Source organism: Microbacterium sp. EF45047 (assembly GCF_028472845.1).
GTDB classification, from domain to species: Bacteria; Actinomycetota; Actinomycetes; order Actinomycetales; family Microbacteriaceae; genus Microbacterium; species Microbacterium neungamense.
This window is the reverse complement of the sequence record NZ_CP069429.1, coordinates 79,714-102,158: the sequence shown is the minus strand read 5'-3', so window position 1 is coordinate 102,158 and position 22,445 is coordinate 79,714. Positions and strand designations below refer to the sequence as shown.

At 68.4% G+C, this 22,445-nt stretch carries 20 protein-coding genes and 1 pseudogene; 13 read left to right on the top strand and 8 right to left on the bottom strand.

The features are described from left to right. Positions 1-7: 7 nt before the first annotated feature. The 3 genes from JRG78_RS00520 to JRG78_RS00510 are packed head-to-tail and all read right to left on the bottom strand — an operon-like array spanning position 8 to position 5,840. Positions 8-1,939, bottom strand: a complete 1,932-nt coding sequence (locus JRG78_RS00520; protein ID WP_259607078.1) for a site-specific DNA-methyltransferase — start codon at positions 1,937-1,939, stop codon at positions 8-10. Between the two features lie 21 nt (positions 1,940-1,960). Then, complete coding sequence (locus tag JRG78_RS00515) at positions 1,961-2,596, bottom strand: DUF4391 domain-containing protein (protein ID WP_259607077.1); 636 nt, start codon at positions 2,594-2,596, stop codon at positions 1,961-1,963. After that, on the bottom strand, positions 2,589-5,840 hold the full coding sequence (locus tag JRG78_RS00510; RefSeq protein ID WP_259607076.1) for a helicase-related protein: 3,252 nt from the start codon (positions 5,838-5,840) through the stop codon (positions 2,589-2,591). Before JRG78_RS00510 ends, JRG78_RS00515 begins: the two co-directional genes overlap by 8 nt. 420 nt (positions 5,841-6,260) lie before the next feature. Here JRG78_RS00510 and JRG78_RS00505 point away from each other — a divergent pair, with 420 nt between their 5' ends. From JRG78_RS00505 to JRG78_RS00495, 3 genes are all read left to right on the top strand, one after another. Then, positions 6,261-6,668, top strand: coding sequence for a (deoxy)nucleoside triphosphate pyrophosphohydrolase (locus JRG78_RS00505; protein ID WP_259607075.1), 408 nt, complete (start codon positions 6,261-6,263; stop codon positions 6,666-6,668). Positions 6,669-7,014: 346 nt separating this feature from the next. Further along, a complete protein-coding gene (locus JRG78_RS00500; RefSeq protein ID WP_272653492.1) occupies positions 7,015-8,670 on the top strand; it encodes a hypothetical protein in 1,656 nt (551 codons plus the stop codon). 87 nt (positions 8,671-8,757) lie between these two features. Further along, positions 8,758-8,958: a dodecin family protein gene (locus JRG78_RS00495; protein ID WP_259607073.1), complete on the top strand. Its 201-nt coding sequence runs from the start codon at positions 8,758-8,760 to the stop codon at positions 8,956-8,958. A 99-nt stretch (positions 8,959-9,057) separates the two neighbouring features. Here JRG78_RS00495 and JRG78_RS00490 read toward each other — a convergent pair whose 3' ends face one another. Continuing rightward, positions 9,058-10,350: a dicarboxylate/amino acid:cation symporter gene (locus JRG78_RS00490; protein ID WP_272653491.1), complete on the bottom strand. Its 1,293-nt coding sequence runs from the start codon at positions 10,348-10,350 to the stop codon at positions 9,058-9,060. A gap of 162 nt (positions 10,351-10,512) precedes the next feature. Further along, complete coding sequence (locus JRG78_RS00485) at positions 10,513-11,001, bottom strand: hypothetical protein (RefSeq protein ID WP_259607071.1); 489 nt, start codon at positions 10,999-11,001, stop codon at positions 10,513-10,515. Between the two features lie 469 nt (positions 11,002-11,470). Between JRG78_RS00485 and JRG78_RS00480 the strand changes: the two genes are divergently transcribed. The 10 genes and pseudogenes from JRG78_RS00480 to JRG78_RS00440 all read left to right on the top strand — a co-directional run bounded on the left by JRG78_RS00480 (position 11,471) and on the right by JRG78_RS00440 (position 19,867). Next, entirely contained in the window at positions 11,471-12,358 is an 888-nt protein-coding gene (locus JRG78_RS00480) for a hypothetical protein (RefSeq protein ID WP_259607070.1), read from the top strand. Between the two features lie 146 nt (positions 12,359-12,504). After that, entirely contained in the window at positions 12,505-12,756 is a 252-nt protein-coding gene (locus JRG78_RS00475; RefSeq protein WP_259607069.1) for a hypothetical protein, read from the top strand. A 223-nt stretch (positions 12,757-12,979) separates the two neighbouring features. Further along, positions 12,980-13,549: a CDP-alcohol phosphatidyltransferase family protein gene (locus tag JRG78_RS00470; RefSeq protein WP_259607068.1), complete on the top strand. Its 570-nt coding sequence runs from the start codon at positions 12,980-12,982 to the stop codon at positions 13,547-13,549. Positions 13,550-13,624: 75 nt separating this feature from the next. Continuing rightward, entirely contained in the window at positions 13,625-15,961 is a 2,337-nt protein-coding gene (gene purL / locus JRG78_RS00465; protein WP_259607067.1) for a phosphoribosylformylglycinamidine synthase subunit PurL, read from the top strand. A gap of 61 nt (positions 15,962-16,022) precedes the next feature. After that, positions 16,023-16,169: a hypothetical protein gene (locus JRG78_RS00460; protein ID WP_259608260.1), complete on the top strand. Its 147-nt coding sequence runs from the start codon at positions 16,023-16,025 to the stop codon at positions 16,167-16,169. A 266-nt stretch (positions 16,170-16,435) separates the two neighbouring features. Continuing rightward, the gene (locus JRG78_RS00455) at positions 16,436-17,227 is read left to right on the top strand and encodes a DUF2786 domain-containing protein (protein ID WP_272653490.1); all 792 of its coding nucleotides are present in this window, start codon (positions 16,436-16,438) and stop codon (positions 17,225-17,227) included. Positions 17,228-17,414: 187 nt separating this feature from the next. After that, positions 17,415-17,738, top strand: a complete 324-nt coding sequence (locus tag JRG78_RS00450) for a cupin domain-containing protein (protein WP_259607064.1) — start codon at positions 17,415-17,417, stop codon at positions 17,736-17,738. A gap of 9 nt (positions 17,739-17,747) precedes the next feature. Further along, on the top strand, positions 17,748-18,098 hold the full coding sequence (locus JRG78_RS00445; RefSeq protein WP_259607063.1) for a TraR/DksA family transcriptional regulator: 351 nt from the start codon (positions 17,748-17,750) through the stop codon (positions 18,096-18,098). Between the two features lie 160 nt (positions 18,099-18,258). Then, positions 18,259-18,408: pseudogene (locus JRG78_RS12645) on the top strand (LacI family DNA-binding transcriptional regulator); the annotation flags it as partial. Positions 18,409-18,982: 574 nt separating this feature from the next. Then, a complete protein-coding gene (locus JRG78_RS00440) occupies positions 18,983-19,867 on the top strand; it encodes an amidohydrolase family protein (RefSeq protein WP_272653812.1) in 885 nt (294 codons plus the stop codon). A 76-nt stretch (positions 19,868-19,943) separates the two neighbouring features. Here the strand turns inward: JRG78_RS00440 and gnd are convergent, their stop codons facing one another. From gnd to JRG78_RS00425, 3 genes are all read right to left on the bottom strand, one after another. Then, a complete protein-coding gene (gene gnd / locus JRG78_RS00435; RefSeq protein WP_259607062.1) occupies positions 19,944-20,999 on the bottom strand; it encodes a phosphogluconate dehydrogenase (NAD(+)-dependent, decarboxylating) in 1,056 nt (351 codons plus the stop codon). A gap of 122 nt (positions 21,000-21,121) precedes the next feature. Next, entirely contained in the window at positions 21,122-21,457 is a 336-nt protein-coding gene (locus JRG78_RS00430; protein ID WP_259607061.1) for a TetR family transcriptional regulator C-terminal domain-containing protein, read from the bottom strand. A 155-nt stretch (positions 21,458-21,612) separates the two neighbouring features. After that, complete coding sequence (locus JRG78_RS00425; protein WP_272653489.1) at positions 21,613-22,209, bottom strand: DeoR/GlpR family DNA-binding transcription regulator; 597 nt, start codon at positions 22,207-22,209, stop codon at positions 21,613-21,615. Between the last annotated feature and the right edge of the window lie 236 nt (positions 22,210-22,445).

Below are 22,445 nucleotides of genomic sequence, written 5' to 3'. Positions count from 1 at the left end.
GCCTCGTTCAGATGGTCTTGACGGAGGTGTCCGGCGACACCTCGGCGAAGACCTGCTCGGCGTTGATGCGCTCGGCGTCGGTCGCGAACCCGTCGTCGCGGAACACCGCGCGCACCGGCTGCCGCTCGGCAACCGCCCGCACGACTGCCGGCGTCACGCTCTCGTCGAAGCACGCGATGAGCCCACCGTCGTCGACCACGAACACCTCGCGCCCGTCAATCTGCTCCCGTCGAATCGGGAGGGTCAGTTCGAGGCCCCAGTCGAGGAGCACCTGGAAGAGGAGGTCCTCGCCCGTGCGGTCGGGCTTAATGCTTGACGCGCGCTCACCGAGGTCGAGCTGGTTCGTCTCGTCTGGTGTGCGGAGGACGTCCGCCATGTTGGTGGTGTCAATTCGGAATGCGCGATAACCCTGTGGTTGCGGCGAAGCCGCCTCAATCCGGCGCAGACGATCACGAGCAATATCAGCGATGGACCCGTAACCGGCCGCAGCCGCTGGGCTCCCCGCAGGTACCCGTTCCGCAATTTGCACGAGAATGAACCGCCTCGAGCTCTGTGTGGAGACATTCAGATCAATAACAGCGTGCGCGGTAGATCCCGACCCGCCAAAGAAATCGAGGATGATGTCGTCGGGACCAGTCAAATAGGCGATGAGCCTACGAAGATCTTTCCAGTTCTTCGGGTTGTCAAAGACGCGCCCGCCCATGAGTGCGTGAAACTCGACCGCGGCAGTCTGTGCATAGCTATAGTGAACTGACCCCATAACGAGACCTTCCGACTCAAACAGGTACCGTATTTGGCGAGGTAGGGTGGTCTCGTCGGGGCCGAAAACCACCCTTCCTTCAGCGACCGCCTTGTCGAACGATTCCTTCTTCGGGTAGCGCCAGCCGCCCTCGGGGACCTTGCATGGCTTGCCGGACACCGGGTGCAGCACAACATAACGTGGTCCGCCGCCACCAGGCCACGAGATGTTCCCATCGTCGCGGAAAGGGCCACGAGGTCCCACCTTACTAAAGCGCCCCAATTTCCGTCGCTCATCTGTCGCAGGGAACGATGATGTCCACTTGCGCCATCCAACCTGAATGGCATCCCAATCCTCGCCGTACTGGGCGCGAAGCTTGGAGTACTCGGCGCGAGCTTCCTCGATGCCCTGTTGCGGTTCACGAAGGCGCGTGCCCAGATCGGAGAGGACTTGCTTCGATCGAGCATACACAAGCATATACTCGTGCCCGACCGAAAAGAACCTTGCATCGTTCTTCCTGTTGCGATCCCACACCAAAACCGCGAGCTTATTCTCGGCGCCAAGGACCTCGTCGAGGAGAATCTCCATCGCGGAAAATTCAGCATCGTCGATACTGATTACGATGTAGCCGTCCTCGGTGAGTAGATTTCGGGCCAGCTTGAGGCGAGGATAGATCATGTCAAGCCAGTCTGAATGAAACCGACCATTCGACTCCGCGTTCGTCGCCAACCGCGCTCCCGACTCGTCAAGCATGCTAGACCGCGCCAGATACTCCGCCGTGGTCTGCGCAAAGTCGTCGTTGTATACGAAGTCGTTCCCCGTGTTGTACGGCGGGTCGATGTAGATGAGCCTGACCTTGCCCAGGTACGACTCCTGCAGCAGCTTGAGGGCGTCGAGGTTGTCGCCCTCGATGAAGAGGTTCTCGGTGGTGTCGAAGTCGACCGATTCCTCGCGCACGGGGCGGAGGGTCTTCGCGATGGGGGCGTTGGCTGCGAAAGCGGCGGCCCGCTTGCCGGGCCAGTCGAGCTGGTAGCGCTCCTGCGGGCCCTCGACGATGTGGTCGGAGAGCTCCTGCCGCAGGGCATCGAAGTCGATCGCGCGCTTGACCGCGCCGTCGGCGTCGCGGGTCTCGGTCACGACACTCGGAAACAGCTCGGCGAGCTTGTCGATGTTCGCCTGGGTGAGGTCGGGCGATGTCATGCGCAGTTTCTCCAAGGGGTGCTACCTCTGTGCTTCGAGCTCGCTCCGCAACGCAGTCAGCGCGCGGCGGATTTCGAGCTTGCGGTTGAGTTGGGGTTCGTTCCGGAGCCGGCGTTCGGCGGCGGCGACCTGTCGTTCGAGCTGGTCGATGCGCTTCAAGCGACCGGCCAGCTCCGCCGGGCTCTCGGCCGCGCGGCCGGCGACAGGGAGCAGCGGCTCGAGGATCGCCGCGTACAGCGCGGACAGGGTGATCGCGGTCGGCAGCGGCGCGCGCTCGTGGCCCGAGGGCATCCATCCGGTCGAGTGATACGTGCCCGACTTCTGCATCGCCGCGGTCATCCGGGTCTCTGCGTCGCTGCGCGCGATCTCGAAGACGAGCGGAAACGCAACCGCGTTGTCGATTGCGGCGAGCACGGCGGTCGACACGTCCTCGCCCTTGGCCGTAACGCGGAAGACCTGTAGCTCGGGTACCTCATCGTCGCCCGGCACGTTAACGGTCGACTCGGCGAGCTTGTACGCCCACTCGACGCTCGCCACTTCGTCGACGAAGCGCTCGCGCACGGCCGTGGTCACGGATCCGTGCGCGTAGAGCTTCTCCTTCGGCACGCGACGGCCGAAGGCGGCCGCCGCGGGCCACGCATACAGCACGTCAGCCATGCCGCGCCTCGCGGTCGACGACAGCGATGAAGGCGAGCAGCTCGAAGTCATCGAGCCCCGCGATGCCTTGCGTGAGCGCGGTCGTGGTGCCGGGCGTGAAGAGGCTGTCGATGTCTCGCTCGTCGGTGACCTCGATCATCGAGCGGATCGCGTCGGTCAGCAGGCCCGAGTAGGTCGCCATATCGACACCGTCACGCGTTGCCTCATTGAAAATCGCCGCGACGTCCGCCACGGGCTCGTCCACGCCGCGGCATCCGGCACGCAGCAGGTCAAGCAAGCGCTTCGCCTCCGTGTGGTCCGCCACGACCTGACCCTTATCGTCGAGGTAGACGAGGTAGTGCGGGTGCAGGCGGTTGCCCCGGTTGACGTCGTCCGGCGCGTTCACGTTGCGCAACGCGAAGATCGCGCCCGGCACGAGCCCCTTGGCCGGGTCCGCGGGGATCACCGCATGCAGGCCCTTCGGGCTCCGCGCGAGGTCGCCGTGCTCCTTGATGTAACCAAGCAGGTCCATACGGAAGTCGTTGAGGCCGAGGTCGGTGATTGAGACGCCAGCGCGCACGTCCTCGAGATCGATCACGTCGTCCTGCAGTCGCCGCAGCTGCTCGCGCCGGTAAGCAGCTTCGGCACCGCCGGGATCGAGCACGTTATCGTCTCCGGTACCCGCGATATTGGCGATGGTCATCCGGCCCTCTACGCGCTCCTTCAGATTGATGTACGCGTCGAGCGAGATGTCCGGCCAGAAGTTGACCAGCTGGATGACCTGGTTTATGGACCCGATCCGGTCCACGCGACCGAAGCGCTGGATGATCCGGACAGGGTTCCAGTGAATATCGTAATTGATCAGGAAGTCGCAGTCCTGCAGGTTCTGCCCCTCGCTGATCACATCGGTACCGATGAGCACGTCGATCTCTCGCGTCTCCCCGGGCATCGTGAGGTCGCGGCTTTTCGAGCGCGGCGAGAAGAGCGTCATCGCCTCCTGCGCCCCGAATCCGGTGCCGAGCGTCGTGCGCACACCGTGGTTGCCGCCCGTGATGACGGCGGTCTCTAGGCCGTGTCGTGCGAGGACGGGCGCGAGCTCGCGATACAGGTACTCGGCAGTGTCGGCGAAGGCCGAGAAAACTAGAACCTTGCGGTTGGGGCTGCCGTTGGGCTGAGTGTTGAGCGGGTTCGCGACCTTCTCCTCGATCGTCGTGAGCAGCCGGCGCAGCTTGAGGTCGCGGTCGGGGACGACGCGGTTCGCTTCATCGAGCAACCCGCAAAGCACCTCGCGATCGACCGCGAGATCGTGGCGCCACAACTCGGTGTCGATGTCGCGGAGCGCGATCTTCACGCCTCCGCCGACGAGGAACGCGCTCAGCTCGGCATCGTCCTGATCGTCCGTGTCGAGATCAAGCCCGGCATCCCCGACGCCCTCCACAGTTTCGCCACGCTCAATCTGGGCGAGCGTCGCATCGGTGATCCGGTCGATCCGACCGAGCGTGAGCCGGAACGCCTCGACAGAGCTCTCGAGGCGCTTGAGCAGGTTCACGGTCATGAGCTTCCGGATGCCTTCTTGACGCCCCTTCAGCCCCGCGCCACCGACAAACTTGTCGACGTCCTCGTAAATCGCTCGGCGGCTCGCATGGACGTAGTCGAGGGGTCGATAGACCGCAAGTGTGAGCAGTTGCAGGCGCTCGAAGATCTCGTCGAACTTCGGGACGTCGGCGATATCCGTCAGCGGTTCCCGGATCGCTTTGGGGGGCAGACGCTTCGGGAAGGCGCCGATGTCGGTCATGTCGTAGAACGCCTGGATGTGCTTGCGCGACCGGGCGATCGTGACGGCGTCGAGCAGCTCGAAGAAGTCGAAGTCGAGCATCTGCAGGATGCGATCCGTCGTGCGCTGCGCCGGATCGAGCTTCGACCAGTCGTTGAACGCGCGTTGCGCCTCGCGAAAGACGTTCTCGACAGTGGTCGAGAGCGTCAACTGCTTCGCGAGATCCTCGCTCTCGCCCTCGTAGGCGAGCTGCAACTGGTTCTTGAGATCGTTGAAGCGGTTGTTGACCGGGGTGGCCGATAGCATCAGCACCTTGGTCTTCACGCCCTCGCGGATCACCTGGCGCATGAGCCGCTGGTAGCGGCTCTCTCGCTCGTGCGCGTAGTCCGCGTTGCGGAAGTTGTGCGACTCGTCGATCACGACGAGATCGAAGTTGCCCCAGTTGACGCGGGCGAGGTCCTTGCCGAGCGACTCGCCGCGAGTTCGTGACAGGTCCGTGTGCGCCAGCACGGTGTAGCCGAAGCGGTCCTCGTGGAACAGGTTCGTCGTGTACGGCGAGTTGTAATTCGTCCAGTTCTCGGCGAGTTTCTTCGGAGCCAGCACCATCACGCTCTTGTTGCGCAACTCGTAGTACTTGATCACCGCGAGCGCCGTGAACGTCTTCCCCAGGCCCACGCTATCGGCCAGGATGCAGCCGTTGTACGTCTCGAGCTTATTGATGATGCCCGTCGCGGCGTCGCGCTGGAAGTTGTACAGGCTCTGCCAGATCTTCGTGTCCTGATAGCCGGTGCGGTCGTTCGGCAGCACGTCCTCAGTGATGTCGTCGAGGAACTCCGAAAACAGGTTGTAGAGGATCAAGAAGTAGATGCGCGCAGGGCTGTTCTCGGCATAGACGCTCGCGATGTGGGCTCGCACTGCCTCGGTGACGTCGATGAGCTGATCCGGATTGTTCCAGATCTGGTCGAACAGCGTCAGGAAGTGACGAGCTTCGTCCTCGCCTTCGAACTTTGTGACCGTGTTCGAAATCGCATCGCCGCGCTCGTACCCAAGATCTGCTGTGGTGAAACCCTGCAGCTGGAAGTAGGCCGCCGCGTTGTCGACAACCGCCATGCCCTGCATCGGCGCGCCCGTAGCGTTGGACCGGAACGTCACTCTGCGCCGAACCCATTCGGCGCACTCCCGGGCGATAGCGCGCTGGGTGAGCTTGTTCCGCAGCCGGATCTCGAACGCAGACCCATACAGTGTCGACTCAGCATGCGGGATGAAGAACTCTCTCCGCTCTCGACGGATCCGGTCGGTCGCCTTCTCCGCCATGAAGGACGGCGAGGTGAAGATGAACTCAAGCTCTTCGATACTCTCGAGTTCATCACGCAGCGCCTCGAAGGCGAAGATCGAAAACGCGGATGCGGCAACCCGTACCTTAGAGCGTGGCGCAAGCGTCGACTTCAGATCATCGCCAAGCAATATGCCGACGTTATCGATGATGCGCATCTCAGACACCCTCCCTCCCCGTCCACGACATTCAAACGGATCCGGTGTCGGATTCGCCGTCCTGAACGTTCGCGCGACAACGGCGCCGGTCTGCCGGCATGTCGACGATAGCGGCTCGGACAACGGCCGACAGCCAAGGCTTAACCATGTGTCTCCAAGCGAATCAAGCCGTGTGCTGACGCTGCCGATCCTATCTGCAGAACGAGGCGGTCTTGCGCTCGCCTGAAGGCGCACGGCACCGACCACATGACCTCGGCAACGCCGCTCAGGTAGCCCAATAGATCCGCGGTCACCATGGGCCGCGCCCAACTCGAATCCGCTCCGCGACGTCGAGTGCCACGTCGGCCGCATCGCCAAGCGCTGAAGGGGTTCTTCGAGCGCTTCTTCGGCCCCGCTGCGGTACTGGATTAGCGTTCAAGCATGGTGCACGTCGTTGGAGCGGTGATCGTCAAGGACGGCCGCGTGCTCGCGGCGCGGCGCGGCGAACAGATGAAGTTACCTGGCACGTGGGAGTTTCCTGGCGGGAAGCTGGAGCCATGCGAGTCAGAGCAGTCTGCCCTCATGCGTGAGGTTCAGGAGGAGCTCGGCGTCCACGCCCTGGTCGGGGAACACATCGAGACGACGGCACACGAGTATCCGTTCGGCAACGTAACGCTCAGCACGTACTACGCAACGATCACGTCGGGTGAGCCAGCCCCAACCGAACACGCAGAGCTGCGATGGTGCGCTGCCGACGAGCTTGCCGAACTGAATTGGGCTCCGGCCGACATTCCGACGGCACGGCGAGTCATTGCGCAGTTACGCTCGGCGCGGCAAGCTCGTAGTTGAATCCGTTGCCCTCCTTGAACACGAGACCGAGGTCAACCGACTCAAGGTAGTCACGTAGGTCCGCGCTCGGGCGGTCCGGAAGCAACACGGCGCACCTTAGACCGTCGAGATGTACATGGCGCCGGGTAATCCAGTCCCCGACTTTGAGGCGGAGCGGGTGAGCGGACATAAGCAAACTCTAGGGCTCAGGTGTCCAGGCGTCGCGCCGCGCTTCGAGTCTCGCAAGCGGCCACCCCGCTCGCGCGAAACTCAGCACCCAGCACGAAACGTGGCGCTGTGCGCTGATTCTCGTGCAGAAGGCCAAGTCTCGCGGCGATGCACCTCCCTCCCGCCTACGCTCGAAGACATGACACACGCGGACGTGACGACCCCGGCCGACGCCGACGCCCTCGCCGCTCGCATCCTGCAGCCGCGGGAGCGTCCGCTGGTGCTGGTGTCGACCGACCACGACGGCGGATACGCGTTCGACGTCGACCGGCTGCGCGCCGAACTCGACGGCATCGCCGACGTCATCACCCTCGCGACCGGCACGGCCTCGAAGCGCCTGGAGTCGCTCGTCCCGCCGAAGACGCAGGTGTTCAACGGCGCCGCCCGCTCCTACCCACCAGACTTCGGTGCGAACCCGAACTGGACGCGCTCGCACCTGCGCTTCCCCGGCCAGGCCGGCACCGACGACCTCATCCACGACGCCATGGCGCAGACCGGGCGCCGCACCGTCGAGTCGGCGCCGGGCCCCGGCATCCGTCGCGCCCGCGGCATCGTCCAGGGCTTCGTCGCCGACGGCACCCGCGCGATCGTGCGGCTCGACGACGGCACGGCCGTCACCGCCACCGCCACACTGCTCCCGCCGGACGTCCCGCTGATCGCGGCGCTCGTCGTCGGCGAGCCCGTCAGCGGCGTCCTCGAGGGCGGCGAGCTGCACCCCGAGCCCCTCGTCCCCGACCTCGACGTCTTCACCGACGGCGCGCACACGCTCGCGCTCGTCGTGAAGGTCACCGAGCTGCGGGCCACCGTGCAGCTGCATCCGCGGCTCCCCGTGGTGCTGCGCCGGCGTGACGTCGGCGCCGAGGACCGCCCGGTGAGCGACCTGCTCGAGGTCGGCGACGTCGTCCGGGTGCGCGTGCACCGCAAGCCCGGCGGCGAGATCGCACTGAGCGTCGCCGACGCCGACCCGGAGGCCCCGCTGGTCCCGCCTCTCGCGCTCGTCGCGGGCGGCGCGCCCTGGCTCAGCGAGGACCGCCCGCGTCCATCGGACTCGGGGACGGATGCCGAACAGCCGGCATCCGCCGCTCATCGCGACCGAGGCGCCGAACCTGCCACCCGCCACGACGTCGCCGCCCTGGCGCACGAGGTCGCGGCGCTGCGGAGCGACCTGCTCGCGTTGACGAACCTCGTCGCCCGGTCGAACGGGTCGAACGCGTCGAACAGCGGCGCGGAGTCGCAGCTGCGTGCCGAGAACGAGCGGTTGCGCGCCCAGCTCGCGCAGGAGAAGGCGGAGCGGGCGGGTGCGGAGGCGCGGCTCGCCGAGCTGTCGGAGGACCGCCGCGAGACCGGCCGCGCCCTGCGGGACGCCCGCCGCGCGGCCGAGCGCGCTCACGTGGACCCCACGCCCGAGGGCATCCGTCTCGAGATCGAGCGCACCTGGGGCATCCGCACGGCTCCCGGCGAGCGCACCCGCTGGCCGCTGCGCGAGTACTCGCTGGGTCCCGGGTTCATCGACTCGCTGGCCGGGCTGGACGAGACGCAGCTGAGCAAGGCCGTGCGCGCCTGCGTGGACGCCATCACCGGACGCGACCGGGAGATCCCCGCGCGCGAGCTGCACCGGCTGCGCACCGGCGAGGGCGGCGACGACGCATACGTGGTGCGGGCCGACGGCGGCCGCTGCTGGCGCTCATCGATCGAGCAGAACGCCCCCGGCGCGCGGCGGCTGCACTACTGGGAGCTGCCGGGCGGGGTGATCGAGCTCAGCCGCGTGGTGCACCACGACGACACCCGGCCGTGACGCGGCATCCGTGACTCCGACGGGGTCTTGTGGGCCGGAGCCGGATGGCGTTGCATGGGGAGCGTTCCGTCACGAAGGAGGATCGCCATGTCGGTCGCACGTGTCACCACCATCACCGCCCGCTCCACGGAGAGCTTCGAGGCCGCCATCCAGGAGGGCGTGTCGCGGGCGAACGAGACCCTGCGCAACGTCAGCGGCGCCTGGGTCAAGGAGCAGCAGGTCATCGTCGTCGACGGCGGGATCACCGAATGGCAGGTGACCCTCGAGGTCACCTTCGTGCTCGACTGACTCGTGCTCGACTGATTCCCTCGAGGGACGGATGCCCGGGGGCAGGGCATCCGTCATGAACCGCCGCGCGGTGAAGCGGGCGGCACACGCCCTCTCGGTTCAGGCGCGCTCGGGAGCCTCGGCTGCCTCGCCGGCGCCGCCCGACGCTGCGGACGCGCCCGGCGCTCCGGCCTCGTCGTGCTCGGCGTGCGGCGTGCCGAGGCGTCCCCGCGAGAGCTTGTTCACGATGAGGGCGATCGCGCCGTCGCCGGTGACGTTGGTCGCCGTGCCGAAGCTGTCCAGCGCGATGTAGGCGGCGAACATCAGGCCCACCTCGGCCTCGCCGAAGCCGAGCATCTGCACCAGCAGCCCCGCCGCGGCCGCGATCGCGCCGCCGGGCACGCCCGGGGCGGCGATCATCATCACCGCGAGCATGAAGATGAACGGCAGGAAGCTGCCGACCGTGACGTCGCCGCCGGTGATCAGCAGCACCGCCACCGAGAAGCAGGTGATCTTCACCATCGAACCCGACAGGTGGATGGTCGCGCACAGCGGGATGACGAATCCGGCCACGGCATCCGTCACGCCGTTGCGCTTGGCGGACTCGAGCGTCACCGGGATCGTCGCCGCCGACGACGAGGTGCCGAGGGCTGTGACGTACGCGTCGCGCATGCCCCACAGCGCCTTCAGGGGGTTCACGCCCGCGATCACCCCGGCGACGGTGTACTGGATCAGCAGCACGACCACGGTCAGCGCGAACGAGACGACCACGACGAGCAGGAACTTCGTGATGACGTCGACCGCCGAGCCGCTGTGCGAGAGGTCCATGAAGATGCCGAAGATGTACAGCGGCAGTGCGGGCACGATGATCCTACGGATGAGCGCCTCGATGATGGCGCGGAACTCGATCGCCCCCTGCAACACGACCTTGCTGCGCATGGCGGTCAGGCCGACGCCGATCACGAAGGCCAGCACGAGCGCGGACATGACGTCCATGACCGGGGCGAGCACGATCTCGGTGGCGCCGCCGTCCGGGGCCGCCACGACGGAGAAGTACGGCGCGAACGGCGACGAGCTCTCGTCGAACGAGATGCTGCCGGATCCGCTCAGGGACGCCGTGAACAGCCAGCGGCTGACCACGTAGGCGAGCAGCCCGGCGAGCACCGTGGAGACGTAGGCCATCACCGCGGTGAGACCGAGCCAGCGGCCGGCGCCGCGGCCGAGCTCGGCGATCGCCGGGGTGACCAGGCCGAAGATGATCAGCGGCACGGCGAATCCGAGCAAGCCCGAGAAGATCGAGTTGTAGGTGAGGAACACGTTGCCGAGCCAGAGCGGCATGATCGGACCGACCAGCACGCCGAGCACGATGGCGATGAGGATCCACCCCAGCAGCGGGATTCGCAGCAGCTTCATGAGCACCCTTCACGATGAGCCGGCCGGGACGTTCCCGGCCCCGGATCCGGGCGTGACCATGGGAGATCCGCCCGGGCCATGGTAGTGGATGCCCTCGCCAGATGGCGTGCCCGCGTCGGCGCGGGGATGCGGGTCGGTCCGTCCTGCGTCGCGGAGTGAGCCTTACTGCTTCGCCAACCGCACGGTCACGGTGGCGTCCAGAGCAGTGACGTTGTAAGAGATCTCACCTTCCGTGTACGTGAAGGTCTTCGTGTCGTCGCTCGACGCCATGATCGACGTGTTGGTCTTGCTCTTGTCGTTCACGGAGTCCCACGTGAATGTCGTTGAACCGTCCCGAGGGACGTCGACGGTGCCCGCCCAGTAGAGCGCGGACATGTCCGGTCCGTTCCAGTAGACCTCGATCGTCGAGCCTGTGATGGTCGCGGTCTGAAAGCTCTCCTCGGAGTTCGCGTTCGTCTGCTTCCATTCGCCGGTGAGGTCGACCGGCTCCGGCTTCTCGGTCTTAGCCTCCGGCGAGCCCGAATCGGCCGACGACTGCGACGCGGGCTTCTGCGCCGAGGGCGTTGCATCGCCCGAGCAGGCGGCGGTACCCAGCCCCAGGAGCGTGAGCAACGCGATGACGGCTACGGTCTTGTCGGCCGAGGATTTCATGATGTCCTTTCACAACTTCTGCGTGGGGTTACGCGGGTAGATGCCAAATCTTCGTCGCCCCGATACAGTGTGATCCAACCGATCCATGCGGATAACTAAGGGCCACGGAAGCATATCGTCGAGTACGCAGCAGCGAGACATCGAGCAGGCGCAGGACCGGTGCCTTCGGCACATGTCGCCGAGGGCGAATCGAGCGCTATCTCACGAGGAGGACAGAATGTCCGTTCCAATCCCTCCCACCGATGGGCCATCTCCACAGCTCCCGCCCCCAAGCCCGCCATCGGGCCCGCCATACGGTGGGCCATCTCCGCAGTTCCCGCCCTCGGCCCCGCCATCTGCTCCGCCGGCGCCATGGCGACTCGCAAGCTCCACCGCATCCGAGCCACCGTACGGTGTACCACTTCCGGCAGCACCAGATGGCCCGGTCGGTCCGCCCGACGAGAAGCCGAATGTTCTCGCCCTCATCGCGATGATCCTCGCCATCATCGGGCTCGTCTTCGCGTGCATCCCAGGCGCGCTTGTGGTCGGCTGGGTGCTTCTGCCGATCGCTTTCGTGTTGAGCATCGTGTCGCTATTCCTCAAGGGCAGCCGGAAGTGGATGGGTGTCGTCGGTCTGATCGTCTCGGTCGTCGGCACGGTCATCGGGTTCATTGTGTTCTTCGCGGTGGTCACCACGTCGTTCGATGACGCCTTCGGCAGCCCCGAGACCGCAGTAACCGAGCAGGCCGACGACGCAGAGACAGACACGACGTCTGAGACCGATTCACAGACGGCCGCGCCGGTCGATGCTCGGAAGGATCTGGTGCTCGTCGAGACAGCGTTCGGTCAGAGCAGCTACGACCCGACTGTCTGGTGGTATGTAGCCATCTTCGAGAACCCCAACCAGGATTACGTGTTCGCCAACACCGGCATCGATGTCGAGGCGGTGGACGCCGCCGGCACGATCCTCGATTCATCGAGCGACTACCGCACGATCTTGTCGGGTCGTTCAGCGGTGTCCGGAATGTTCTTCTCCGTCGGGGGCGGGCAGATCGCGAACATCGACGTGCGGGGACCGGCGGCAACCGAAGCGACCCGTTCCCCAGCTTCAGAAACCGGATCCTTCCAGATCACGGAAGTCGTGCCGACCACCGACGATTATTCGACCTCCGTCCATGGGAAGGTGACGAGCTCCTTCAGCGCAGATCAGGAACTCGTCCAGATCGTGGTTGTCGCTCGCGACGGGACCGGCAAGATCATCGGGGCTGAATCGGGATACATCGACCGTCTGCCGACTGGTGGAACGGCGCAGTTCGAAGTGAACTTCTTCGACCCGCTGCCGGGTGACACCCAGTACGAGGCCTACGCGATCCTCTGATACTCGTTTGCGGGGCGAGCGCTGTCGATCCGGCCACACTCGGCGGGGGACGATGTCGTGCAGTGAGCTGTTCGCCACGGTGGCATGCTGGTACTCAGCCCCGGCCGCCGACGCGTCCGCCGCGACGCGTCCGCGGCAAGGCGCGGATGAAGGGCACCGCGGAGATGAAGGAGGTCGCGCCGATGGCATCCGATGAGACGAGCGAGCCGCCGGCCGTCACCGAGGACCGCCTGCGACGGGAGATCGCGCGTGTGCTCGCGGATGCCGCGCCCGAGGACTGGACCGCGATCCGGTACACGGCCGCCACGGTCGGCGGGATCGCCGACGTCGACGTAGGACGCCCAGGTCCGCGAGTACGGCGATCTGCTCCTGCGCATCTGGGGCCTTGCCAGTCATGAGCAGCTCGCGATCGCGTTCGCCCTCGCTGCCTCCGCCACCCTCGAGGAGATCGAGACGGCGCTGTCGTCGGACGACGGACGGCCGCTGCTGGGCTGAGCTCGGACGCGGGTTCGGGTGCCGGGTCGGTGCCGCGGGTGTGGGGGATGCCGTCGGCCGGATGCCGCGGGCAGGCTTGCGGTGGGGCGCCGACTCGATCATCCTTGCGCCACGGGAGGAACGCGCATGGACACCGCACAGCCAAGGCCCCGCCCGCACTGGGCGACGATCCCGAACGCCATCACGCTCCTCCGTCTCCTGCTGATCGCACCGGCGTTCGTCCTCATCGTGCGCGGTGAGTTGCCGGGGCTGGCCCTGGCTCTGCTCGCCCTGTTCGGGACGACCGACTGGGTCGACGGCTTCCTGGCCCGCCGGCTCGGCCAGACCAGCGCGTTCGGGGCGCTGTTCGACCCGGTCGCCGACCGGCTGGGCGTCGGCGCCCTCGTGCTCGCGCTCGTGATCGGCGGACATCTCCCGGCCTGGGTGGTGCTCGTCATCGCCGGGGTCGATGTCACCCTCCTGATCGTGAGCGTCGCCACGCGCCTGCGGGTCACGCCCGCCAGCTCGCGGCTCGGCAAGCTGCGCACCGCGATCCTGATGGTCGGCCTCGTCCTCGTCGGCGTCGGCCTTCTCCCGGCGCTGGACGCCGTGGGCACGGTCGGCCTCGTCGTGACCTCGGTCGGGGCCGTGCTCCACATGGTGACGGGGATCGGGTACTTCCGCGAGATGGTCACCGGGGGACGAGAGGCGGCGTAGAACGCCGGGCACCGGCATCCGGAACCGCGCCGGTAGACTGGACCCGCCCCGCCTCCCTCTCCTCCAGGAGTCCGCGTGACCGCCGCCCCCGAAGCATCCGCCACCACCCACGTCCCCGACTCCGTCGAGAACGCGATCGCCACTCCGGACAAGGAGCAGCCGTACGCGGCCCTCGGTCTCAAGGACGACGAGTACGCGAAGATCAAGGAGATCCTCGGCCGCCGCCCCACGTCGGGCGAGTTGGCGATGTACTCCGTGATGTGGTCGGAGCACTGCTCCTACAAGTCCTCGAAGAAGTACCTGCGCCGGTTCGGGCAGAAGGTCTCCGAGGAGATGAAGAAGCGCCTCATGGTCGGCATGGGCCAGAACGCGGGCGTCGTCGACATCGGCGAGGGCTGGGCGGTGACCTTCAAGGCCGAGTCGCACAACCACCCGTCGTTCATCGAGCCGTTCCAGGGCGCCGCGACCGGCGTCGGCGGCATCGTCCGCGACATCATCTCGATGGGCGCCCGCCCGGTGGCCGTGATGGACGCGCTCCGCTTCGGCGCCATCGACCACCCCGACACCCCGCGCGTGGTGCACGGCGTGACCGCCGGCATCAGCTTCTACGGCAACTGCCTGGGCCTGCCGAACATCGGCGGCGAGACCGTCTTCGACGCCGTCTACCAGGCCAACCCGCTCGTGAACGCCCTCGCCGTCGGCGTCCTCCGCCACGAGGACCTCAAGCTCGCCAACGCCACCGGCGTGGGCAACAAGGTCGTCCTGTTCGGCGCCCGCACCGGCGGCGACGGGATCGGCGGCGCCAGCATCCTGGCATCCGACTCCTTCGACGAGAGCGGCCCGACCAAGCGCCCGGCGGTGCAGGTGGGCGACCCGTTCGCGGAGAAGGTGCTCATCGAGTGCTGCCTCGAGCTGTACCAGAAGGAGCTCGTCGAGGCGATCCAGGACCTCGGCGCCGCGGGCATCTCGTGCGCCACGAGCGAGCTCGCCGCGAACGGCAACTCGGGCATGCACGTGTCCCTCGACAACGTGCTGCTGCGCGACCCCACGCTGACCGCTGAGGAGATCCTCATGTCGGAGTCGCAGGAGCGGATGATGGCGATCGTCGCCCCCGAGAAGCTCGACGCGTTCATGGCAGTGGTGGACAAGTGGGAGGTCGAGACCAGCGTCCTCGGCGAGGTCACCGGCGACGGGCGCCTCGTCATCGACTGGAAGGGCGAGCGCATCGTCGATGTCGACCCGTCCACGGTCGCGGTCGACGGCCCGGTCTACGACCGTCCGGTCGCCTACCCGGCGTGGCTGGATGCGCTGCAGGCGGATGCCGCGGAGAACCTGCCCCGCTCGACCGAGCCGGCCGAGCTGCGCGCGCAGTTCCTGAAGCTCGTCGGCTCGCCGAACCTCGCCGACACCTCCTGGATCACTAACCAGTACGACTACTACGTGCTCGGCAACACCGCCCTCGCTTTCCCCGACGACGCCGGCATGATCCGCGTGGACGAGGAGTCCGGCCTGGGCTTCGCGATCGCGACCGACGCGAACGGCCGCTACTGCCAGCTCGACCCGTACGCCGGTGCGCAGCTCGCCCTCGCCGAGGCGTACCGCAACGTCGCCGTCACCGGCGCCGAGCCCACCGCGATCACCGACTGCCTGAACTTCGGCTCTCCCGAGAACCCGGAGGTCATGTGGCAGTTCGGGCAGACCGTGGACGGTCTCGCGGACGGATGCTACGAGCTGGGCACCCCGGTCACGGGCGGCAACGTGTCGTTCTACAACCAGACCGGTGACACCCCCATCCACCCGACCCCGCTGGTCGGCGTGCTCGGCATCATCGAGGACGTCTCGCGCCGCATCCCGTCGGGCTGGCAGGACGAGGGGCAGAACATCTACCTGCTCGGTACGACGTCGACCGAGCTGTCCGGCTCGGCCTGGGCCGATGTCATCCACGGGCACCTCGGCGGGCGCCCGCCGGCCGTGGATCTCGGCGCCGAGAAGCGGCTCGCCGGGCTGATCGCGGCGGCGCGCGACGAGTGGCTGATCTCCTCGGCCCACGACCTGTCGGCGGGCGGCCTCGGACAGGCGCTCGCGGAGGGCGTCATGCGCTTCGGCGTCGGCGCACGCGTGTGGCTGAACGAGATCATGGAGCGGGACGAGGTGGATGCCGCGACCGCGCTGTTCTCCGAGTCGACCGGCCGCGTGATCGTGACCGTCCCGCGCGAGGAGGACGTGAAGTTCCGCGGGCTGTGCGAAGGCCGGGGCTACCCGGTGCTGCGCATCGGGGTCACGGACTCGGTGCCGCAGCTCGAGGTGCAGGACCTCTTCACCGTCTCGGTCGAGGAGCTCCGCGAGACCTCCCGCGCCACCCTGCCCGCCGTCTTCGGCCCGACGGTGACCGAGCCGGCTCCCGGTCGTTGAGCGCAGCGAGACGGGACGCACCCCCGGTCATTGAGCGACGAGCGGAACGAGGAGACGAAACGTGACGGACATCCGCGATCCGGACGAGGACTACGGCGACCTCGGGGAACGCCGCACCCGCCGCATCCGCATCGTCGCCTGGGTGACGATCGTCGCCCTCATCGTCGTCGGCGGCGGCGCCACGGGTCTGAGCCTGCTCTTCGGCTGAGCGCGCCGCTCGGGCATCCGCGTCACCTCGCCCGATGCGCGCGCGGAACCGCGCTGTCCACGCGGAACCATCCTGTTCGAGCGAATTCGATGGTTCCCGGTGAAGACGGTGGTTCCCCGCGGCGGCAGCCGGGTTGCCCCGTTGGCTCTCCACAGCAAGCGGGTTCGAGCGATCTCTCCACAGGGGCCGTCCGCACCTGACTCGCGCGCCTCCTGATGAGGGTGGCTCTCCGAAGGATGTGTGACATCCGAAGGAAGGAGGCCACGATGACCGAGGCCAAGCTGGATCTCATCACGAAGCTGCTGGCGAAGGCGGAGAGCACGACGCCGGAGGAGGCCGAGGCGCTCACCGAACACGCGGAACGCCTGATGCTGAAGTACGGCATCGAGCAGGCGCGCATCGATGCGCGGCGTGCGGAGCGCGGGCAGCCGCAGGAGGAGATCGTCAAAGAACGGATGCTGTTCACGGGCGTCTACGCGCGAGACGTCCGCGAGATCGGCGCCGGGGTCGCGAATGCGCTGGACAGCATCCGTCCGCTGTACGGGGAGCGGCCCGGTGGAGGCATGCTGCTGTTCCTGGTCGGCTACGCCTCCGATGTGCGGCAGGCGAGGCTGCTGATCGAGAGTCTGCAGGTGCAGGCCATGGTCGCGATGCGGGCGTGGTGGGCGATCGAGCGCCACCGGTACTGGTGGGAGCCGGATGCCGAGAAGCGGAGGGCGCGGAGCGGATTCCTGCGCGGATTCGGCGTCGGTGTCGCGGCGCGGATCCGGGAGAACCGGCGGGCGATCGTCGAGGCGTCCGGCACCGGGACCGACCTCGTGCTGGCGTCGCGACGCGAACGCGTGGACGCCGTCGCCCGCACGATGGCCCGCGGGTACGCCCGGCGGCGCCAGGGTGCCGACGCCTACGCGTTCGCCCGCGGACGCATCTCCGGGAGCGAGGCGAACACCGGCGAGCGGGCCGTGCCGCCCGGCGGCGGCGAGATCCAGGTCTTCCTGAACGCCGGCATGGACGGCATCTTCAGCGACCACCCGGACATCGCCGCCACCGTCGGCTGAGTCCCTCGCACAGGCCCCGGGGCTGCTGCGTCCGCCGCAACACCCCGGGGCCCTCTGCTCCCCACCGGACGCTGAGCCCGTCGAAGCGTCGCCCCGCCCCACGGACGCCAAACCCGTCCAAGCGCCGTCCCGTGCCACGGGCCGTGTCCCCCACCCGGCGTATGCTGAGCCCGGAATGGAGGCGCCCATGACCATCCAGCCCATCGACCTCGCCCCCGACGCCAACATCGAGGGATACCTGATCGGCTCCCCGGTGAGCATCATCCGCGAGTTCACCGCCGCCGCCGGCGCTGGCCCGCGCCTGCACCGGCATCCGTACGCGGAGACCTTCATCATCCACCGCGGCCGCGCACTGTTCACCGTCGGCGAGGAGCGGGTCGTCGCCGTCGGCGGACAGATCCTCGTCGCACCGGCGCTGGTCGCGCACCGCTTCGAGGTCCTCGACGGCGGCACCTACGAGGCCACGCACGTGCATGCGAACGACCGCTTCGTCACGGAATGGCTGGAGTAGCCGGCCGCCATGGCTGACCGCCGCCGGGAGCTGCTCGACGCCATGCGGGCGGATGCCGCGGCGCGCGCCGAGGCCGCGGCATCCGCTCTCGCCGAGCTGGTGCGCGACCGGCAGGGCACGAACGACGACGACGAGCACGATCCCGAAGGCGTGACGCTGTCGTCGGAGTGGTCACGGCTCACGGCGCTGTCGGATGCCGCCACCGCCGAGCTGCGGCAGGTGGATGACGCGCTGTCCCGGCTGGAGGCCGGCACCTACGGCATCTGCCTCGGGTGCGGGAAGCCGATTCCGGTCGAACGGCTGGAGGTGCGGCCGTTCGCGGAGAGGTGCGTGCCGTGTGCGGAGGCGTCCCGGCGGTGAGGGTCTGCGGAGGGCGTTTCGTCTCGCGGCGGCTTCGCCGTCGCTCGCTCAACGACCGGGGAAGGGGAACGCCCGCGGGAAGGGGCGCTTCGTCTCGCGGCGGCTTCGCCGTCGCCCGCTCAACGACCGGCCCGGGAACGCGGGGCGGTAAGTTCGGAGCATGCGATCCCATGACCGCGCGGTCACCCTCCAGGACATCGCGGACCGCCTCGGGGTCTCCCGCTCCACGGCGTCGTTCGCGATCACCGGACGCGGCCGCGTGTCGGAGGAGATGCGACGCCGGGTCCTCGAAGTGGCCGACGAGCTCGGATACCGCCCGAACACCGTCGCCCGCAACCTCCGCGGCGCCCGCACCGGCATGCTCGCCCTGCGCCTGCCGCCGGACAGCACCACGATGGCGTACTACACCGAAGCCGCCTTCGGCGTCGTCGAGGAGGCCGAACGCGCAGGCCTCATCGTCTTCCTGCTCACCACGGAGCCGGAGCCGGAGCGCTTGCGCCATCTCCCCGCGGATGCCGTGATCATCCTCGACCCCGCGCTGGACGACCCGGTCGCGCGCACCATGCTCTCCGGCCGGATCCGGGTGATCACCGGCGAGCCGGTCCCGCACGGGCTGCCCGCCGGCAGCGGCGAGATCGTCAGCGACCACGCATCCGCGATGCGCGAGCTCCTCGATCACCTGGCCGAGCGCGGCGCACGCCGACCCGCCATCGTCTTCCCCGACCTGCAGAACCATTGGGCGTTCACGGTGCGCTCGGTCTTCGAGGCGTGGTGCGCGGAGCACGGCATCCGTCCCCGTGTGGCGGAGGTGGCGCATCCGGCCGGCTGGGCGCTGCTGCTCGACTACCTGTTCCTGCCGATGATCAACTACCTCATCATCGGCGATCGAGGCCGACGGCGAGTTGCCGGTGCGGCTGCGGCTCTCCCCGTGGTGCGAGCCGCACATGACGGATGCCGAGGTCGACGAGCTCATCGCGATGCAGGGCCGCGGCGGCCGCCGCTATCGGATCGAAGGCATCAAGCTGTTCATCGACGGCACGGTCGAGGGCGGCACGGCCTGGCTCGCCACGCCGGATTCGGAAGGCGAGGGACTCGCCTCCACGTGGCCGGATGCCGAGACGTACGCCGCCCGCATCCGCCGATTCCACGCGCACGGCGTGCCGACCGCCACGCACGCGATCGGCGAGCGCGGCATCCGTGTCGTCGCGGAGACCCTGGCAGGCCTGCCGGCGGGCGGGCCGCAGCACCGCATCGAGCACCTGGAATCGGTCGAGGACGACGTCATCGCGCTGATCGGCCGCAGCGGGATCGCCGCGAGCATGCAGCCCACGCACTGCACGCACCACGTCCGCCCGGACGGCAGCGACGACTGGTCGCGCCGGCTGGGGCGCACCCGCGCCGAGCGGGCCCGGCGCACCGGCGATGTGCGACGCAGCGGCGCGATCCTCGCGCTCGGCTCGGACTGGCCGGTCGCCGGGTTCGACCCGTGGGAGATCATGGCGGATGCCCGGGCGCGGCGCCCCGTCGCACAGCCCGCCGCCGAGCCGGTGCGGCCCGACCAGGGGCTCACCGCGCTCGAGGCGCTGGAGGGGTACACCACCCACGCGCACCGCGCGATCGGTGCCGAGGGCGGACGACTGGTGCCCGGGGCGCCGGCGGATCTCGTCATCGTGGACCGCGATCCGCTGGTGGCGACGCCCGAGGAGCTGCTGGGCACGCGGGTGCTACTGACGATGGTGGAGGGCGCGGCGACGGCGGGGGCTGCGTAGGAGCGCGTTTCGTCTCGGGTGCCTTCGGCTCCCTCGCTCAACGGCCGGGAGGGGGCAACGACCGGGAGGGGGACGGTCAGTGGGAGTCGGACTTGCGCGCGCCGGCTTCGAGGACGTCGCCGGCGGGACGCTCCTTATGACCGCCGAACTGCATCCGCATCGCGGAGAGCACCTGGTTGGCGAAGTGGTCCTCGTCGCGTGAGGCGAAGCGCTCGAAGAGGGACGCCGCCAGCACCGGCACCGGCACGCCGACGTCGACGGCGGCCTTGACCGTCCAGCGCCCCTCGCCGGAGTCGGAGACCCGGCCGGCGAGTCCCTCCAGCGTCGGGTTCTCGTGCAGCGCGGCGGCGGTCAGATCGAGCAGCCACGACGAGATCACCGAGCCGCGGCGCCACAGCTCCGCGACGGCGGCGGTGTCGATCGGGAACTGGTAGAACTCCGGCTCCTCCAACGGCGCGACCTCGGCGGAGTGCTCCGCCTCGCGCACCCCGGCATCCGCGTTCTCCAGCAGGTTCAGTCCCTCGGCGATCGCCGCCATGATGCCGTACTCGATGCCGTTGTGCACCATCTTCACGAAGTGCCCGGCGCCCGCCGGGCCGCAGTGCAGGAAGCCCTGCTCCTCGGGAGCCAGGTCGCCGGTCCGTCCCGGCGTGCGCTCGATCTCCCCGGCGCCGGGTGCGATCGTGCGCAGGATCGGCTCCAGGTGACGCACCGCGGCATCCGACCCGCCCACCATCAGGCAGTACCCGCGCTCGAGGCCGAACACGCCGCCGCTGGTGCCGATGTCGACGTATTCGATGCCGCGCTCGCGCATCGCGGCGGCGCGGCGGACGTCGTCGCGGTAGTTCGAGTTGCCGCCGTCGATGAGGATGTCGCCCGGTTCCAGCACCGCGGCGACCTCGTCGGCCACGGCTCCGGTGAGCGAGGCGGGCACCATCATCCACACCACGCGCGGGGTCTGCAGCTTGGCGGCGAGATCGGGGATGCTGTCCGCGCCGGTCGCCCCTTCCGCGGCGAGCGCGGCGACGGCATCCGCATTCACGTCGTAGACGACGCAGTCGTGTCCGTCCCGCATGAGGCGGCGGACGATGTTGCCGCCCATCCGTCCGAGTCCGATCATCGCCAGCTGCATGTCTGCTCCTCCCGAGGCGGGCGGCTCGCGCGGCGAGCCCGGTCGAGGGTCATCCTCGCATGAGCACGCGCCGCGCTCAACGCACCCGCGGGCGCCGGCTCGTCGCCGCTGGCGCCCTCCGGTCAGCGCGCCGCGACCGCGCCCGGGTGCTCGGCGAGGTGCGAGACCGCCGCGAGTCCCGTCCACAGCCGCTGCAGCCGCTCCACCATGTCGATCGAGCGATCGAGCAGCCACTGCTGCTGCAGCCCGTCCGCAGCCGCGATGATGAGGTCGACGGCGGCATCCACGTCGAGGTTCTCACCCAGCTCGCCGGTCGCCTGCGCGTGATGCACCGCCCGCCGCATCCGCTCGCGCACCCACGCGTACCGCTCGGTGAAGAACTCGTGCGCCGGATGCCGTCCGACGCTCGCCTCCGCGATGACCTTTCGGGAGGGGGATTCCCGGCTTTCCGAGAACACCCGTATTCCAACTCCCGAAAGTGACCGGCAATTACGAGACCGCCGGACCGCGAATGGAACGCTCGGTGAACGGATGGTGAGGCGGGTGGCCGGCCGGATGGATGCTGCGATACCAGCGCCTTCTGCGACCCGAACGCCTCGCTCGGACGACCGGCTCAGTCGGTGATGCGCACCTCGAAGCCGGCGTCGCGGAGCGCCTCGCGCTCTGCATCCGGGATGCCGGCATCCGTGAGCACCATCGGGAACAGGTCCGCTCCGCCGACCGCGGCGAAGGCCTCCACGCCGACCTTGGCGGAGTCGGCGACGATCACCGCGCGCCGGGCCCGCTGCGCCATGAGCCGGTTCACCGCAGCTTCGCGCTCGTCGTGCGTGGTCGCGCCGGCGGATGCGGAGAGGCCGTTCACGCCGATGAAGGCGATGTCGAGACGGATGCCGCGCAGCAGCTGCTCCACGAAGGGCCCGACCAGCTCGTAGCTGCGCGCGTGGATCACCCCGCCGGTGACGACCACCTTCACCTCGGGACGCATGGCGAGCTGGGCGGCGATGTTCACCGCGTTCGTGACCACGGTGAGGCCCTGCTCGGGCAGGTCCTCCCGCGCGGCGAGCGCGGCGGCGATCGCGGTCGTGGTCGTGCCGCCGGACAGGCCGACGACGCTGCCCGGGGCGACGAGGGCGGCGGCCGCGCGGGCGATGCGCTCCTTCTCGTCGGTGCGCTGGTGGCTCTTGTACCGGATCGGCAGCTCGTACGCCACGGACTGCGCGACCGCTCCGCCGTGCGTGCGGGTGAGCAGGCGCCGTTCGCTCTTATGATCGTTTAACGGCGGTACCGATCAGATTACCGCACCGACGGTTGCTGGCGTCTGAGGCGTTCCCGGCCGGTCGGCGGGGTGGGCTCTCGCCGGCGGGGGCCTTCCGCATCCGAAACACCCTCGCGCGGTGCGGAATGCTCCCGGCGGCATCCGCAACCGGCCGCACGCGCGGCGGACGC